15 protein-coding genes are annotated in these 14,845 nt (G+C 65.4%); 4 read left to right on the top strand and 11 right to left on the bottom strand.

Annotated features, from left to right (window positions below):
* Window positions 1-89 precede the first annotated feature (89 nt).
* Both KYE46_RS06805 and KYE46_RS06800 read right to left on the bottom strand, forming a co-directional pair.
* Entirely contained in the window at window positions 90-929 is an 840-nt protein-coding gene (locus tag KYE46_RS06805) for an FG-GAP repeat domain-containing protein (protein WP_219004382.1), read from the bottom strand.
* A 4-nt stretch (window positions 930-933) separates the two neighbouring features.
* Window positions 934-1,257 (bottom strand): 2Fe-2S iron-sulfur cluster-binding protein, encoded by a 324-nt coding sequence (locus KYE46_RS06800; RefSeq protein WP_219004381.1) that lies wholly within the window; start codon window positions 1,255-1,257, stop codon window positions 934-936.
* 88 nt (window positions 1,258-1,345) lie between these two features.
* Between KYE46_RS06800 and KYE46_RS06795 the strand changes: the two genes are divergently transcribed.
* Both KYE46_RS06795 and KYE46_RS06790 read left to right on the top strand, forming a co-directional pair.
* On the top strand, window positions 1,346-1,741 hold the full coding sequence (locus KYE46_RS06795) for an OB-fold nucleic acid binding domain-containing protein (protein WP_219004379.1): 396 nt from the start codon (window positions 1,346-1,348) through the stop codon (window positions 1,739-1,741).
* 85 nt (window positions 1,742-1,826) lie between these two features.
* Window positions 1,827-2,399: a peptidoglycan-binding domain-containing protein gene (locus tag KYE46_RS06790; RefSeq protein ID WP_219004377.1), complete on the top strand. Its 573-nt coding sequence runs from the start codon at window positions 1,827-1,829 to the stop codon at window positions 2,397-2,399.
* A 91-nt stretch (window positions 2,400-2,490) separates the two neighbouring features.
* Here the strand turns inward: KYE46_RS06790 and KYE46_RS06785 are convergent, their stop codons facing one another.
* The 7 genes from KYE46_RS06785 to KYE46_RS06755 all read right to left on the bottom strand — a co-directional run bounded on the left by KYE46_RS06785 (window position 2,491) and on the right by KYE46_RS06755 (window position 9,674).
* Entirely contained in the window at window positions 2,491-3,888 is a 1,398-nt protein-coding gene (locus tag KYE46_RS06785) for a Do family serine endopeptidase (protein ID WP_219005044.1), read from the bottom strand.
* Between the two features lie 324 nt (window positions 3,889-4,212).
* A complete protein-coding gene (locus KYE46_RS06780; protein WP_219004375.1) occupies window positions 4,213-4,407 on the bottom strand; it encodes a DUF2065 domain-containing protein in 195 nt (64 codons plus the stop codon).
* Window positions 4,408-4,414: 7 nt separating this feature from the next.
* Window positions 4,415-5,320 carry a protease modulator HflC gene (gene hflC / locus KYE46_RS06775; RefSeq protein ID WP_219004373.1) on the bottom strand — a complete coding sequence of 302 codons (906 nt, stop codon included), beginning with the start codon at window positions 5,318-5,320 and terminating at the stop codon, window positions 4,415-4,417.
* A gap of 1 nt (window position 5,321) precedes the next feature.
* On the bottom strand, window positions 5,322-6,494 hold the full coding sequence (hflK, locus tag KYE46_RS06770) for an FtsH protease activity modulator HflK (RefSeq protein ID WP_219004371.1): 1,173 nt from the start codon (window positions 6,492-6,494) through the stop codon (window positions 5,322-5,324).
* Window positions 6,495-6,598: 104 nt separating this feature from the next.
* The gene (gene gor / locus KYE46_RS06765) at window positions 6,599-7,957 is read right to left on the bottom strand and encodes a glutathione-disulfide reductase (protein ID WP_219004369.1); all 1,359 of its coding nucleotides are present in this window, start codon (window positions 7,955-7,957) and stop codon (window positions 6,599-6,601) included.
* A gap of 197 nt (window positions 7,958-8,154) precedes the next feature.
* Entirely contained in the window at window positions 8,155-8,943 is a 789-nt protein-coding gene (rpiA, locus tag KYE46_RS06760) for a ribose-5-phosphate isomerase RpiA (RefSeq protein ID WP_219004367.1), read from the bottom strand.
* A 53-nt stretch (window positions 8,944-8,996) separates the two neighbouring features.
* On the bottom strand, window positions 8,997-9,674 hold the full coding sequence (locus tag KYE46_RS06755) for a thiamine diphosphokinase (protein ID WP_219004366.1): 678 nt from the start codon (window positions 9,672-9,674) through the stop codon (window positions 8,997-8,999).
* Between the two features lie 190 nt (window positions 9,675-9,864).
* Here KYE46_RS06755 and KYE46_RS06750 point away from each other — a divergent pair, with 190 nt between their 5' ends.
* Complete coding sequence (locus tag KYE46_RS06750; protein WP_219004365.1) at window positions 9,865-12,381, top strand: hypothetical protein; 2,517 nt, start codon at window positions 9,865-9,867, stop codon at window positions 12,379-12,381.
* A gap of 70 nt (window positions 12,382-12,451) precedes the next feature.
* Here KYE46_RS06750 and KYE46_RS06745 read toward each other — a convergent pair whose 3' ends face one another.
* Window positions 12,452-12,679 (bottom strand): DUF2842 domain-containing protein, encoded by a 228-nt coding sequence (locus KYE46_RS06745; protein ID WP_219004364.1) that lies wholly within the window; start codon window positions 12,677-12,679, stop codon window positions 12,452-12,454.
* A 54-nt stretch (window positions 12,680-12,733) separates the two neighbouring features.
* Window positions 12,734-14,029 carry an adenylosuccinate synthase gene (locus KYE46_RS06740; RefSeq protein ID WP_219004363.1) on the bottom strand — a complete coding sequence of 432 codons (1,296 nt, stop codon included), beginning with the start codon at window positions 14,027-14,029 and terminating at the stop codon, window positions 12,734-12,736.
* Between the two features lie 315 nt (window positions 14,030-14,344).
* Between KYE46_RS06740 and secG the strand changes: the two genes are divergently transcribed.
* Window positions 14,345-14,713, top strand: coding sequence for a preprotein translocase subunit SecG (secG, locus tag KYE46_RS06735; RefSeq protein WP_219004362.1), 369 nt, complete (start codon window positions 14,345-14,347; stop codon window positions 14,711-14,713).
* The last annotated feature ends 132 nt before the right edge of the window (window positions 14,714-14,845 follow it).

The following is a 14,845-nucleotide window of genomic DNA, read 5'->3' as shown; positions in this document are numbered from 1 at the left end:
AAGTCAAGGGTGGGCCGTCAGGCAAAGGGGCTGGCGGCGGAATTGTCGGGGCGCAGGCGGGGGTCAGGCGGGCGCGGCACCCATGGTGGTCAGTCTTGGCAGGCCATGGCGCGGGTCACGGCGTCCTGGCTGAAGGGTCCGAGGCTGCGGGTGGTAAGGGTGCCTGCCTCCAAGGTCGTGGCGATCACGCGGCTCCAATCGGCGTTGGCGGTGATCAGCTCGGGGCCGGCGCCGCAGTCGCGCAGCCCGCCGGTGATGAAGGGCTCGCCAATGCGGTGGTTGGTGAGGCCTTCGATCGCGGCCACTTCACTCAGCGCGCCCCCCTCGAACCGCCAGACGCGAAGCACGCGTGCGAGGTGCGGGCGGTCGATGTAGGCGATTTCCATGCGCCCGTCGCCGTCAAGATCCGCCGCGCCAATGGGCGCCAGCCAACGATTGCGGCGGCCGATGAAGGGTGTCGCGGCGATCTGCCGGAGGTTTTCGCCGTCGGGCGAGACGCCATAGACGGCAAGCTGCGCGCCGAGGCGTTGGTGGCTTTGCACCACGATGATCTCGGGCGTGCCGTCCCCGTCGAGGTCCGCGAGCCGAGGCGCGGTGTCCTCGAAAACCAGCTCGGGCGGCAGCTCGAATGACTGTGTCGCGCAGAGTGGCGCCGGATCCGAGGCATAGGCGTGAAGCTGCGTGGCTTCCACTGCATCGCCCAGGACGCCATGGGGATAGCGCGTCGTGGGGACATCGTACCACGCCAAAAGCCCGCCGGGGCCCGGCCACGGCGCGCTGAGCGTTTCAGGCATTTGCGTGGTCTCATGGGGCGGCGCGGTGCAGCCAAGCGCTGCCCCTGCCCCTGCCCCCGCCAGCCCCAGACACAGGCCCATCCATGCGCCGCGTGCGCGTGCTCTCACCTTGCGGATCAGCCGACGCGGCGCCATGAACTCAGATCTGCTTTTCGGGCATTTGCACCACGAGGCCGTCCAGATCGTCGGTCACCTTCAACTGGCAGGTCAGGCGCGACCGCTCGGCGTCGGGCTCGTACGCGAACTCCAGCATGTCCTCTTCCATCGGATCGATCTCGGGGAGCTTCCCGACCCAGGAGGGGTCGACGTAGACATGGCAGGTAGAGCAGGCGCAGGCCCCGCCGCAGTCGGCTTCGATGCCGGGAATGGCGTTGTCGCGGGCGCCTTCCATCACGGTCATGCCGGTTGCGACCTCTACTTCATGCTTCGTGCCATTGTGTTCGATATAAGTAATCTTAGCCATGGTGCGTCCCTGAATTCTTGATCGCCCCTAGGTAGTACGGGCGCGCGTGCCTTTCCAGTGCGAATACGCCCCTTGCGCCACCGTACATATGTTCTGTATTTGTTCACCCATGGAGCCCGCAACCCGCCCCCCGGATTGGCCACGCCCCCCGTGCTGCCTGCCGCATCATCTGTTGCATCTGCCGTCCAATGGCGCGCGGATCACGGTGGCGGGTCTCGTTCTGGTGCGCCAGCGGCCCGGCACCGCCAAGGGTGTGATCTTCATCACGCTGGAAGACGAATATGGCGTCTGCAACGTCGTGGTCTGGAAGAAACTGTTCGAGAAATACCGCCGGGCCGTGATCGCCGGTCGCTTGTTGCGGGTCACGGGCCGGATCCAGCGCGAGGGGGATGTGACCCATGTGGTGGCCGAGCATATCGAGGATATCTCGCCCATGCTTGATGAGTTGCTTGCACAACACGCGCCGTCGGAAAAAACCGCCTGACGCCCGCCGCCGGCCGTAAAGCTTCCCCGAAGCGGCGTTTTCCGTTACCATCGGGCAAAACAAAATCAGGACGTTGAGCAGTCCCATGCACAGATCTCTCATTCTGGTCGCCCTCGCCGGCGCCCTCGGCCTTGCCGCGTGTCAGCCGACCGCGCCGGGGGACGAGGACAGTTTCACATCGGTCATCACGCCCTCCACGAACTCCGGCTCGGGCGGCGTGCAGGTCTCTCGCGGGGTCGGGCCGCCGGGCGCCGATCCGCAGAGCTGCTATGGCCGGGAGATCCAGCCGGCGGTGATCGAGACGGTGACCGAGCAGATCATGGCCGAGCCCGAACAGCTGGACCGCGACGGCAACGTGCGCCGCCCCGCCGTCTTCGTCACCGCCACCGAGCAGCGAATCGTCGAGGACCGGACCGAGACGTGGTTCGAGACCCCCTGCGCGATGGAGGGCAACGCCGAGTATATCGCCAACCTGCAGCGCGCGCTGGCTGTTCGCGGGCATTACACCGGCGCGGCGAGCGGTGTCATGAACCGCGCGACCGTGGCCGCGATCCGCGCCTACCAGCAACCCCAAGGCCTCGACAGCGGGGTCCTGTCCCTCGCCGCCGCGCGGCAGTTGGGGCTCTCGGTTTGGGATCCGGAACTGGCGCGCAACTAGGCCGCGCGTCCTCTTCTTTGCAACAAAGAAAAAGCCCCCGGCACCTGATCGAGGCACCGGGGGCTTTATTTGTTGTTTCAGGCCGCGCGCGTCAGTCCTTGATGCCGAGCGCCATGAACCGCGGGTTGCCGTCGCGGCGGATCAGCAGGAGGATCGTCTCCTGTCCCGCCTCGTCAGCGGCGTCGATGCGCAGCTGGAACTCCGCCACGGTGGTCACGGGCATCTGGGTCACCTCGGTGATGATGTCACCCACCTGCAGGCCCATCTCGGCCGCGTCGGAGATCGGGTCGATCTGGGTGATGACCAGGCCATTGGTCACGTTGCCGGCGTTCAACTCCGAGCGCAGCTCATCGGTCAGCGGGGTGAGGGTCATGCCCAGAACCTCGGCCGTGGGCGCCTCGGGCGTTTCGCCGGGGGCCTGCGGCGCGCTGGCGGATTCCGCCGTCTCACGCCGACCCAGGGTGATGCGGAGCGTTTCCGTGCCGCCGTCCCGGAAGACCATCACGCGGACGGTTTCGCCCACCGTGCTGTCGCCCACCACGCGGACCAACCCGCGGGTATCCTCCACGTCGGTGCCGTCGAAGGTCAGGATCACGTCGCCGACCTCGATACCGCCTTCAAGGGCGGGGCCGTCCGGCACATCGGTGACCATGGCACCGCGTGCTTCTTCAAGACCGAGGGCGCCGGCCATCTCGGGCGTCACGTCCTGGATGCGCACGCCAAGCCAGCCACGGCGGGTCTCGCCGAATTCACGCAGCTGGTCGACCACGTTGATCACCACGTCCGAGGACATGGCGAAGCCGATACCGATGGAGCCGCCGGTCGGCGACAGGATCGCGGTGTTCACGCCGATCACCTCGCCGTCGAGGTTGAAGAGCGGACCGCCGGAGTTACCCTGGTTGATCGCCGCATCGGTCTGGATGAAGTCGTCATAGGTGCCCGAGAGCGAGCGCCCGAAGGCCGACACCACGCCGACCGAGACAGAGAAGCCCTGCCCCAGCGGGTTGCCCATGACCATCACCCAATCGCCCACGCGGTGATCGGAGGCGAGGCCGAAGGGCACGAAGGGCAGCGGCTCATCGCTTTGCACGCGCAGCAGGGCGATGTCGGTGTTGGGGTCGGTGCCCACCAGTTCGGCGGGCAGTTCAACGCCGCTGCGGAATTCGATCATGATCTCATCGGCGCCCTCGATGACGTGGTTGTTCGTCACAAGGTAGCCGTCTTCCGAAATCACGAAGCCGGACCCCAGAGCCTGGCTCCGGCGTGGCGCGGGGCCGTTGCCGCCGTCGGGTCCGAGAAAGTCGTTGAAGAAATCTTCCAGCGGCGAGCCTTCCGGCACCACCGGCGCGGGTCCGGCGCGGCCTGCGACGACCGAAGACGTGGTGATGTTGACCACCGCGTCGCCGACCTGATCGACGAGGTCCGCGAACCCCGGCAGGGTCGCGTTCTGGGCGCGGGCGGGCAAGGCAGACAGAGCCACGGCGACCATCGTCAACAGGGCGATCAGTGCGCTGATGCCGAGATGGAGATCGCCCACCGCGCGCGACCGCTCTGCCGCAACGGCGCGTGCGCGGGGCAGGTTTGGGGCTTCGATGGGGTGTCTTGAATGGAATGTCACGGTGAATGGCCTCCTCGATAAACCGTCGGACGGGTACTTTTTGCTTCAATCATACTTTGGGCGCGCGCGCGGGGATTCAAGTTCGGAAATCCCGCCCCTTGCCTCGCGGCGCGTCACATCGCTGTGAAAACTGGAAATATCGGGGGCAGGTTTGCATGGGCGCGGCCGCAAACCAACCCCGATGCAGGGGCGCGGTCAGAGCAGGCTGATCGCCCATGAGGTCAGCACCGCGCCGGCGGCCACGGCGCCCAGCCCGATCAGCCGCCGGGTCTCGGGTGGGATCGCCTGCATCGCGCGCAGCAGGTCTTCCAAACGCGAAGGGGCCAGTGCGAACACCAGCCCCTCGATCACGAGGACCATGCCAAGGCCCATCAATATTGCCAGCCACATGGGCGGATCACTCTGCCGGGTCAGGCGAAAGCGAGTTGCCGCCCCCAAGCGCCGAGCCATCGAAGTACTCGAAGAACTCGCTGTCAGGGCTGATCACGAAGCTGGAATTTGCCCCCAGCGCGCGCTCGTAGGCGGTGAGCGAACGGGTGAAGTCGAAGAACTCGGTGTCCTGACCGAAGGCTTCGGCGAAGATCCGGGTCCGTTCCGCATCGGCCTCACCGCGGGTGATCTCGGCCTCGCGGCGCGCGTCCGAGACAAGCTCCACCACGGTACGGTCGGCCGTCGCGCGGATACGCTGTGCGGCTTCTTCACCGCGAGCGATCTCGTCCGCGGCTTCGCGTTCACGCTCGGCCCGCATCCGGGCGAAGGTGGCGTCGAGGTTCTGCGCCGGCAGGTTGGTCTGCTTCAGGCGCACGTCGAGGATCTGCACCCCGAGGGAGGCCGCACGTGCCCGCGCCTGCGCCGTGATCTGGGTCATCAGCCGGGCACGCTCCTCCGAGAGGATCGTATTGGAGGTGACGCCGTCGGCACCCAGAACCGCGCGGATACGGTCGTTGAGAATGTCCTCGATCAGGTCATCGGCGCGGCGGATGCCGCCCGAGCCCACACGCTCGTTGAAGACCCGCGTGTCGGTGATCCGGTAACGCGCGAAGGCGTCCACGACGAGGCGCCGGTCATCGGAGGGCGTGACCTCGGTGGCAGCGGTGTCGAGCGAGAGGATCCGGTCCTCGTAGTAGATCACCTCCTGGATGATCGGGATGCGGAAGTTCAGGCCCGGCTCGTTGATCACCTGCCGGATCTGGCCGAACTGCAGCACGAGCGCGCGCTCGCGTTCGTCGACTACGAAAATGGCCGAGGACAACAAGCCGAAGACGACCACGACCGCGGGGATGAGAAAGGTAATACGGCGCATATCAGTTCGAGCCCCCTGTTTCGGTATCGCCACTCGGGCGACGCAATTCGTTCAGCGGCAGGTAGGGCACCACGCCCGAGGCGCCGCCGGTTTCGCCGTCGATGATCACCAGATCGGTATCGGAAAGAACCCGCTCCAGCGTTTCGAGATAGAGGCGACGACGGGTCACTTCCGGCGCCACTTCGTATTCCTGAAGGATCGCGAGGAAGCGGCTGGCCTCACCCAGGGCTTCGTTGACGACGCGGGCACGGTAACCCTCGGCTTCTTCCAGCACCTGTGCGGCCTCACCACGGGCACCGGCGGTGACGCGGTTGGAGTAGGCATCGGCAGTCCGCTCGAGACGGTCACGCTCCTGCTCGGCGGCCTGCACCTCGCGGAAGGCGTCGATCACCTCCACCGGCGGGTCGGCGCGGTCGAGGTTGATACGGATGATGTTCACGCCGGATTCGTAGCTGTCCATCGTGGACTGGATCAGGGCGAGCGCCTGGTCACCGATCAGTTGACGGTCACGGTTGAGGATCGGTGCCAACTCGGACTGGGCGATGATCTCGCGCATGGCCGATTCCGCCACCGCGCGGATCGTGGCTTCCGGGTCGCGCAGGTTGAACAGGTAGTCGGCGGGGTTGCTGATGTTCCAGACCACGTCGAAGTCGATGTCGACGATGTTCTCGTCCGTGGTCAGCATCAGCCCGGTGTCCGACGCGCCCGAGCGGTTGTTGCCGATTGCTTCGGTGCGCTCCTGCTCGGTGCTGATGACCTCGGCGGTGACCAGCGGCCAGGGTGCAAGGTGCGGGCCGTCGCCGGTGATGCGGTATTCGGAGCCGAGGAACAGCTCCACCCCCTGCTCGCCCGGCTGGACCGAGTAGAAGGACGCGTAGAGCCACGCCAACGCGACGAGCAGAATGCCACCGATCCACATCGCGCGCGGGTTGATCGGTTCCTTGCCGGACCCCGTGCCGCCGGTGCCGCCGCCGCGGCCACCCATGAGAACACGGAGCTGTTCCTGCCCCTTGCGCATGATGTCGTCGAGCTCGGGGATGTTCTGCCCCTCGCCGCCGGGCCGCCGGGGCCCGGTGTTGTTGCCATTGCCGCCGCCGGTGCCACGGTTTCCACCGCCGCCACTGCCGCCGTTGTTACTGCCGCCACCCCAAGGTCCGCCGCTGTTGCCCGCCATGTGTCTTCTTACCTCTCACAAAGGTCGCGTTTCTACCGCCCTATATGGGGCGAAAAATCCGATTTGCACCTATACATTCGCGCGTCACGCGCCAAATCCCCCGGTCAGGACGTCCGGATCGGCTCGCGCATCGTTACAATCTCTTCCGACATCGTCGGGTGAACTGCAACCGTACGGTCGAAATCCTCTTTGGTCGCGCCCATCTTAACCGCGATCCCCGCCAGCTGTATCATCTCGCCCGCGTTCGGCGCCACGATGTGACACCCGAGGATCTTGCGGCTCTCCTGGCTGACCACCAGTTTCATCATCACCCGCCAGGGCTTCTGCGCGAAAGCGGTCTGCATCGGGCGGAAGGCCGTCGTGTAGACCTCGATCGCCTCCTGCTCGCGCGCCGCCTCTTCCGTCAGCCCGATGGTGCCGTATTCCGGCGTGGTAAAGATCGCCGAGGGGATCAGGTCGTGATCCACCGGTGTCGGGTTGCCGTTGAACACGGTCTCGACAAAGGCCATCCCCTCGCGGATCGCCACAGGCGTCAGGTTGACCCGATTGGTCACGTCACCGATGGCGTAGATCGACGGCACATCGGTCTGGCTGTAGTCGTCGACGACGATCTCGCCGCCCTCGCCCAACTTCACGCCCGCCTCCTCCAGACCCATGTCCTTGGTATTGGGCGCGCGCCCGGTAGCAAACAGGACCTTGTCGAAGGTCTCGTCCTGACCGGCGGTCGAGCTTACCTTGATGCGCCCATCATCGGTCTCGTTCATCTCGTGGATGTCCGAGCCAAGGTGCAGGTGGATGCCCTGCTCCATCATCATGTCCGAGATCAAGCCGCGCGCCTCGTCATCGAAGCCCCGCAAGATTTGCGCGCCGCGGTAGTATTGCGTCACCTCCACGCCGAGGCCCGCCATGATGCAGGCAAATTCGCAGGCGATATAGCCGCCGCCGATGATCAGCATCGTCTCGGGCAGTTCGTCGAGGTCAAACAGATCGTCCGAGACGATCCCCAACTCCGCATTCTCCTTGTCCGGCCGCACCGGGCGCCCGCCGGTGGCAACGAGGATATGCTTGGCGGTCTTCTCCTTGCCGCCGACCTTGACCGAATGCGCGCCCGTGACCACGGCGCGACCGTCGAAGACCTCGACGCCGGAGTTGTCCAGCATCTTGCGATACACGCCTTCGAGCCGGTCCAACTCCTCATGCAGACGCTCGCGGAACACCGGCCACTTGAACTCGCCGTCCTCGACCTCCCAGCCATAGGCGCGCGCCTCCGAGAAGCCCTCGCGGTAGCTCGACGCGAAAACCATCAGCTTCTTGGGCACACAGCCCCGGATCACGCAGGTGCCGCCCATGCGGCTCTCTTCCGCCAGCGCGACCTTCGCCCCGCCACCCGCGGCGACCCGCGCCGCTCTCACACCGCCGGAGCCGCCTCCGATAACGAACAGATCATAGTCAAACTCGGACATCGCGCGCTCCCTCCAGCGAATTGATTGCGCGCAGGTATTTCACACCCCCCGCCGCAAGGCCAGTAGCGCGCCGCCACCTGCCCCGCACGCCTGCGTGAGCCGACCCTGCTCCGAGCTTCATCTTGGCTTTACAACTCCGGGGGGCCCGGGGGGCAGAGCCCCCTGAACGATAGTATCAGGCAGAGCCCCTCTAGCCCTCAGTCGCGGATTTCGACGAACAGATTGTCAGTGTCGATCACGTCCACGCGCTCATGTTCGATCGTGCCATTGTTGATGTCGCGCACCTCGACCGTGCCGTCGGCATTGCCAATTACCAACACGTCGCAGATGTCGAGGAACAAGCCGTTCTCCACGACGCCGGGGATCTGGTTGAGCACGAGGCTCAACTGCGCCGGCTGCGCGATGCGGCGCAGGTGCAGGTCGAGGATGAAATTGCCCTCGTCGGTGCGGAACGGCTCGGAGCCCGACAGCCGCAGGGACGCCGAGCGCCCCAGAACGTCGAGGTTCGACAGCATTTCCTCGATCAGCGCCTTGGTGGTCTGCCAGCCGAAGGGGATGATCTCCACCGGCAGGGGGAACGCGCCGAGGGTATCGACCTGCTTGGTCGGGTCGGCGATGACAATCATCTGGTCGCTCGCAGTGGCCACGACCTTCTCGTGCAGCAAGGCCCCGCCGCCACCCTTGATCAGGTTCAGGTTCGGGTCGTACTCGTCGGTTCCATCGATCGTCAGGTCCAACCAGCGCACCTCGTCGAGGGTCTTGACCGTCACCCCGACCTCGCGCGCCAGATCCGCCGTGCGGGTGGAAGTGGCGACGCCCGTGATCATCATCCCCTCTTCGCGGACCAATTCGCCAAGGCAGCGCACCATCCAGGCGGCGGTCGAGCCGGTTCCGAGCCCCACGCGCATGCCGTCTTCCACGAATTCAACGGCGCGCCGTGCGGCGACGTATTTTGCTTTGTCGATCGGGGAAAGCTCGGCCGTCATGGGCGGGATCTCTTCTATTAGGGGCAGCAGTTGGCCATTGTCTTAACGGACACTTACGTCTGCGGCGAGTGCAAATCCGCGCGCAGCAGGGCATCCTCCACCGCGCCAAGTGCCGCGCGGGGCACGATCAGCATGACGCCCGGCGCATCGCTGGTCAGCACCACCTGCGGCGCGCTGACCTCGTTGGAGGTGCCGATCTTGTGCAACGGATGCAGCGCCAGCGCCTCGAAGGACCAGCGCAGCCCGGACATGCCCACGGTGACCGCATCCAGCGGAAACAGGGACAGGCGCAGACCGGGATCAAGATCCAGCACGATGCGGGCGGGCAGATGCACGGTCACATCCTCCTCTCCCACCAACAGGACGGGGCGATCGCTGAACCGCGACAGGACGTGGAGCGCCGCCAGTCCGTGATCCAGACGCGCTCCGGTGAACCCCACCGCATAGACCAGCGGCGCTTTGATACCGCGCAAGGCCTTCTCGAAATCGGTGCTGTCCTGCTCGGACACCTCGATGATCCGCTCCGCTGGAATGGCCCCGCGACCCGCCTCTGACAGCGAATCCAGATCGCCGATCACGGCGTCCGGAATCACGCCGAACTGCAGCAGGGCGTCCGCCCCGCCATCGGCTGCGAAGAAAATGTCGGCGCGCTTCCGCACAAGATCAAAAACCGCCCCGGTCACCGGCGCGCCCCCGACCAGAACAACCGAATCTTTATATATCAGAGGCATAGATATCTTGTCCTTGGGTCACCGGGCACAATGACGCCACGATCTGGGGCAAACACCATGGAAAGGTCAAATTCGCGTCGCTTTTTACGGGAAACAGTTTGTTACACCTTTTGTGAGGATGATAATTTCGGGATCGACCCGATGAGCGACGATTGCCGGTGACGAACCGGCTGAGCAGAGTGGCAGAGCAATGAGTGACGAAAACAAGATCCTAACGGTCTCCTACGGCACGTTTTCCTGTACCCTAGAGGGATTTGATCGCCCGTTCGAGGCGATGAAAGCAATTGCAGAATATTTCCGCGATCTTGCGGCGGAGGATCGCTATTTCGGCGCTGAGCCTCCGACCCCCGATGCCGACACATTGCACCGCATCACCGAGGCCGCGATCGAGCGGCGGGTCGAAGCGCGCGTGTTGGAATCGGGCATGATCATGCGCCCCGAAGGCGCCCCCTCCGAGGAAACGCCTGCCTTCCTCAGCTCCGGTTTTGACACCAAGCAAGACATTGAAGACGCGGTCGAAAGCGTCTCGCCGGAAGCCGCGACGACTGACACCGTGACCGCGCCTGCCGACGACGCGCCGGAAGCCACATCCGAGCAGCCTGACGAGACGGACGCACCGGCGCAGGACGACGCCGGCGACGAAGACACCTTGGCCGGTATTGCCGCTGCCGTGGCCGAGCCGGAAGCGGATGCTGCCCCCGCGCGCGCCGAGGAGAATGCCCTGTCCGGCGCCGATACGATTGCCCGCCGCGACACCGATGAAGATGGCGAAGGGGGTGCCGACACGCTGATCGCCGTGGCCGCTGCCCTTGCCGCCGGCGGTGGGACGCAAGCCGACGACGATGCCGCCATCGACGATTTCGACGCGACAGACCTCAGCGACCTCGACGACGATGGCTCTGACGTCGCGGATGAGGATATCGACTCGATCTTCGCCAATGAGCCGGAAGCCGACGACGCCTTTGACGGCGCCTCCGTCGCCGCGCGCCTGGCCCGGATTCGCCGCGCGACATTGGCCGAGAATGGTGAACGTCCGGTCACGGTTCAGCCCGTGGACGTTCAGCCCGACACGTCGGACGCCGACCTTGAGCCGACGGCTGAGGTGACGGATGTGGCAGAGGCCGAGGAAGATGATGACGCCGTTGCCGCCCTCGCCGCCGCCTTCGCGAACAAGGGTGCTGAGGCTGCCACGCCGCAGTCCGACGAGGCGGAAGACGAGACTCCTGCAGAAGGGCCGGACGCCACTGAAGAATCCGTCGCAGACGACGCAGACGAGGACGCCACGCTGGCTGCCATTGCCGCCGCCACGGTCTCGGACGATGAAGACGCCCAAGCTGATCTGGACGCGCAGGATACCGCCGAGGCGGATACCGACACTGTTTTGCACGACGATGTCGCGGCACCTGACGACGCGCCGACAGATGACTCCGACACCGACATGGACCGTCTGTTCACCGCCACCGAGGGCCGTCTGTCGACGGATGAAACCACGCGCCGCCGTGCCAATATCGAACATCTGAAGGCCGCCGTCGCCGCCCGCGTGGCGGATACACAGCTTGCCGCAGATGGCGCCACGGCTGCGGATTATGGTGGTGAGACCGACAGCGCCGCCGAATATCGCGACGATCTTGCCCGGGTCATGCGCCCGCGCCGCGTCCGTGTCGACGTGACCCGCCGCCGGGCCGCCGAGGATGCGCGTCCGACGCCCCTCGTGCTCGTCTCCGAGCAACGGGTCGACGCCGAGGCGGGCCAAGCCGGGTCTGACACGGCTGCCATCATGCCGCGCCGGGTCGTCCCGGTCCAAGCCGACGCCAGCACGTCGCTGCGCCCCGGCAGTGGCACAGCTGCCGCAAGCGTGGCGCAACTCGCACCGCTGGTGCTGGACACGCCGCTGCCCGAAGACGAAGCGGATCTCGATGTCGGCAACATTGAAGTTGAAGCGCCAGAGCCGGAAGCTGAAGCGACCGATGTGACCGTGGAGCCCCCCGTCGCAGAGGTGCAGGCCGACGAGATCGACGTCGAAGAAATCGAACAGGCCCGCCCTGCCCCACGCAAGATGGCGGCAACCCTCGCCAACCTTGCGCAACGCGCCGGCCAGATCGCCATCGGCCTCAACCGCCCCGCGCCGCAGCAGGTCGAAGAGCCTGCCGAAGAGACGGCGGAAGGAGCGTCAGATATGGCCGACGAAGACCACGCCGAAGAGGCGCGCGACGAAGAGGTCGTTACGCCTTCGGATGATACCGCGCTCGAAGAGGCACCGGACGCCGGGCCAGAACCTGAGCCCGAGGTGCAAGCCGAGGCGGAGGTAACCGCCGCACCGTCCGAGCCTGCAATCGACGACCAGGACCCGATTGCCGCCCTGGAAGCACAGCTGGCCCGTGAAATCGATGAAGAGGCCGCCGCCCCGGCACCTGAAAAGCCCACTAAGGCCGAGGAAGAAGTCGACCACTTCGCCCGCTTCGCCGAACTGCTGGACGAATCCCCGGCCACCGAGATCGAGGAAGTGCTCGAGATGGGGGCCGAGTACCTGACCGAGGAAGCCGGCCTGAAGGAGTTCAAGCGGATGCAACTGCTGCGTCTGGTGCGCATTGCCACGGACGGCTCGATTTCCCGCAAGGAAGCCATCGCCGCGGTGGAAAAGTTGACCGAAGACAGGGTGTTGGAAGACCTCGGCGGTAGCATGTTCAAGATGCGCCGCGGCGTCTGAGCCCACCTGACAACCAACCAAAAAGGGCGGCCCGAGGGTCGCCCTTTTTGCGTCGTGCATTGATCTCGCCTCAATCTTCGGGTGGCGCGTCCGGGTCCGCCTTGCCGACCCCGAGGAACACGGCTTTCAGCGGGAACGCCCAAGCGAAGCTCAGCACGAGGCAGATGAGCAGCTGCAGCCAGATGTTCCAGCCTTCCAGAAGGCTCAGGACGAACCAGACCGCCGCGATGTAGAGCGGAAGCCCCACCAACAGGATGAAGAGCGACCAGCGCTTTCGGGCTTTGTAGCTGAGTGCCATGCGTGCCTCCAATATCGAGCGAGGGGACGCGAGCGGCGCGTCCCAAGGCTTGATCTAGTCCGCGAAAGGGTCCGTGACGAGGATCGTGTCTTCCCGTTCCGGCGACGTCGAGAGAAGCGCCACCGGACACTGGATCAGTTCCTCGACGCGACGCACGTATTTGATCGCCTCGGCGGGAAGATCGGCCCAGGACCGCGCGCCCTCCGTGCTGTCGGACCAGCCCGGCATCTCCTCGTAGATCGGCGTGCAGCGCGCCTGCTGTTCGGCGGCGGTGGGCAGGTAGTCCAGCTTCTCGCCGTCAAGCTCGTAGCCGACACAGATCTTCAGGGTCTCGAAGCCGTCCAGCACATCCAGCTTGGTCAGCGAAATCCCGGTAACGCCGGAGGTCGCGCAGGTCTGGCGGACCAAGGCCGCGTCGAACCAGCCGCAGCGACGCTTGCGGCCCGTGACCGTTCCGAACTCGCGGCCGCGTTCGCCAAGGCGCTGGCCGTCCGCGTCATCGAGCTCGGTCGGGAACGGACCTTCGCCGACGCGGGTCGTATAGGCCTTCACGATGCCCAGAACGTAATCGATCGCGTTGGGGCCAAGGCCCACGCCCGTCGACGCCTGCCCCGCGATCACGTTGGAGGAGGTGACAAAGGGATAGGTGCCGAAATCAATGTCGAGCAGCGCGCCTTGGGCGCCTTCGAAGAGGATCCGCTTTCCGGATTTGCGCTTCTCGTTCAGCACCTTCCAGACGGGGGCGGCATACTGAAGGATCTGCGGCGCGATCTCGGCCAAGGCCTCGATCAGCGCGTCGCGGTCGATGGCCTCGATGCCAAGACCCTTGCGCAACGGGTTGTGGTGCTGCAGCGCCCGGTCCACCCGCGCCTCCAGCGTGGCACGGTCGGCGAGGTCCGCGACCCGCACCGAGCGGCGGCCGACTTTATCTTCGTAGGCCGGGCCGATGCCGCGGCCCGTCGTGCCGATCTTGGTGCCGGAGGAGGCGGCCTCCTCGCGGGCACGGTCAAGCTCACCGTGGATGGGCAGGATCAACGGCGTGTTCTCGGCGACCATCAGCGTCTCGGGCGTGATCTCCACCCCCTGCTCGCGGATGGTCTCGATTTCCTTGACCAGATGCCAGGGGTCAAGCACGACCCCGTTGCCGATCACCGAGAGCTTGCCGCCGCGCACCACGCCCGAAGGCAGCGCGTTCAGCTTGTAGACCTTGCCGTCGATCACCAGCGTATGGCCCGCGTTGTGCCCCCCCTGGAACCGCGCGATGACATCGGCGCGCTCGCTGAGCCAGTCAACGATCTTGCCCTTGCCCTCGTCACCCCATTGAGCGCCGACAACTACAACATTGGCCATATGCTTTTCCCTCAGGTAGTTTGCAAAACCCGCCAGCGGCATAGCGGGCGGGGCGGAGGGAGGAAACCTGATTCCGACCCGGCGCGACAATTAACCAAAGATACGAGCGGCAACCTTCAGCAGATTCACCTTTCGTTAAGTATTCTGCGACAATCTCTCCTTCATTGCGTCATGTGGCTGCATGTGGAACCATCGGTGGACGACACGAAAACAGGAATCATGTCTTTACCCGTGCGGGACGCCCTTGCGGCCCCCTGTCGCATCTCATATGTGAGGCGCGGGCCAGAGATTTGGTCGATGAGATAGGGCCGGTACATGGAAAACGTCATCCTCGTCATTCACTTGATCCTGGCAATCTGCCTGATCGGTGTCGTGTTGTTGCAGCGCTCCGAAGGGGGCGGGCTTGGCATGGGCGGCGGCGGCGGTGCTGGCGGCGTGATGACGGGACGCCAAGCGGCAACGGCGCTCGGCAAGCTGACGTGGTTCTTCGCCATAGCGTTCCTCGTGACCTCCATCACCCTGACGATCATCGCGGCCCAGAATTCTGCCGGGTCTTCCCTGCTGGACGACCTGGGCGGGCTGCCCGCGACCGAGGGTGAGGCCGAGAGTGAGCTTCCCCCCATCGACTCCATGCTGCCGCCTGTCGGGACCGATGGCCCGGCGCTTCCACCCGTATCCGAATAAAAGCACCTAACCCCTTCACACCACTCGATTTCGCGTGGGTGGCGGGGTTTTCCACATGATATTGCGTTGCAATGGGGGACTGTCCTTGTATGACGGCCCCGAATCCGGGTACTCTCAAATCCCGTGATACTA

Source organism: Gymnodinialimonas ceratoperidinii (assembly GCF_019297855.1).
Classification (GTDB): domain Bacteria; phylum Pseudomonadota; class Alphaproteobacteria; order Rhodobacterales; family Rhodobacteraceae; genus Gymnodinialimonas; species Gymnodinialimonas ceratoperidinii.
Note: the sequence above shows the minus strand (reverse complement) of the source record. Positions and strands in the feature narration are given on the sequence as shown.

Excerpts from the sequence above, each read along its gene's own strand:
- hflC (WP_219004373.1), bottom strand. The coding sequence starts at position 5,320 with ATGCGCCGTATTACCTTTCTCATCCCCGCGGTCGTGGTCGTCTTCGGC.
- KYE46_RS06795 (WP_219004379.1), top strand. The coding sequence starts at position 1,346 with ATGTTCTGTATTTGTTCACCCATGGAGCCCGCAACCCGCCCCCCGGAT.
- KYE46_RS06785 (WP_219005044.1), bottom strand. The coding sequence starts at position 3,888 with ATGGTCGCCGTGGCTCTGTCTGCCTTGCCCGCCCGCGCCCAGAACGCG.
- gor (WP_219004369.1), bottom strand. The coding sequence starts at position 7,957 with ATGTCCGAGTTTGACTATGATCTGTTCGTTATCGGAGGCGGCTCCGGC.
- KYE46_RS06800 (WP_219004381.1), bottom strand. The coding sequence starts at position 1,257 with ATGGCTAAGATTACTTATATCGAACACAATGGCACGAAGCATGAAGTA.
- KYE46_RS06750 (WP_219004365.1), top strand. The coding sequence starts at position 9,865 with ATGAGTGACGAAAACAAGATCCTAACGGTCTCCTACGGCACGTTTTCC.
- KYE46_RS06755 (WP_219004366.1), bottom strand. The coding sequence starts at position 9,674 with ATGCCTCTGATATATAAAGATTCGGTTGTTCTGGTCGGGGGCGCGCCG.
- hflK (WP_219004371.1), bottom strand. The coding sequence starts at position 6,494 with ATGGCGGGCAACAGCGGCGGACCTTGGGGTGGCGGCAGTAACAACGGC.
- KYE46_RS06780 (WP_219004375.1), bottom strand. The coding sequence starts at position 4,407 with ATGTGGCTGGCAATATTGATGGGCCTTGGCATGGTCCTCGTGATCGAG.
- KYE46_RS06745 (WP_219004364.1), bottom strand. The coding sequence starts at position 12,679 with ATGGCACTCAGCTACAAAGCCCGAAAGCGCTGGTCGCTCTTCATCCTG.
- rpiA (WP_219004367.1), bottom strand. The coding sequence starts at position 8,943 with ATGACGGCCGAGCTTTCCCCGATCGACAAAGCAAAATACGTCGCCGCA.
- KYE46_RS06805 (WP_219004382.1), bottom strand. The coding sequence starts at position 929 with ATGGCGCCGCGTCGGCTGATCCGCAAGGTGAGAGCACGCGCACGCGGC.
- secG (WP_219004362.1), top strand. The coding sequence starts at position 14,345 with ATGGAAAACGTCATCCTCGTCATTCACTTGATCCTGGCAATCTGCCTG.
- KYE46_RS06790 (WP_219004377.1), top strand. The coding sequence starts at position 1,827 with ATGCACAGATCTCTCATTCTGGTCGCCCTCGCCGGCGCCCTCGGCCTT.
- KYE46_RS06740 (WP_219004363.1), bottom strand. The coding sequence starts at position 14,029 with ATGGCCAATGTTGTAGTTGTCGGCGCTCAATGGGGTGACGAGGGCAAG.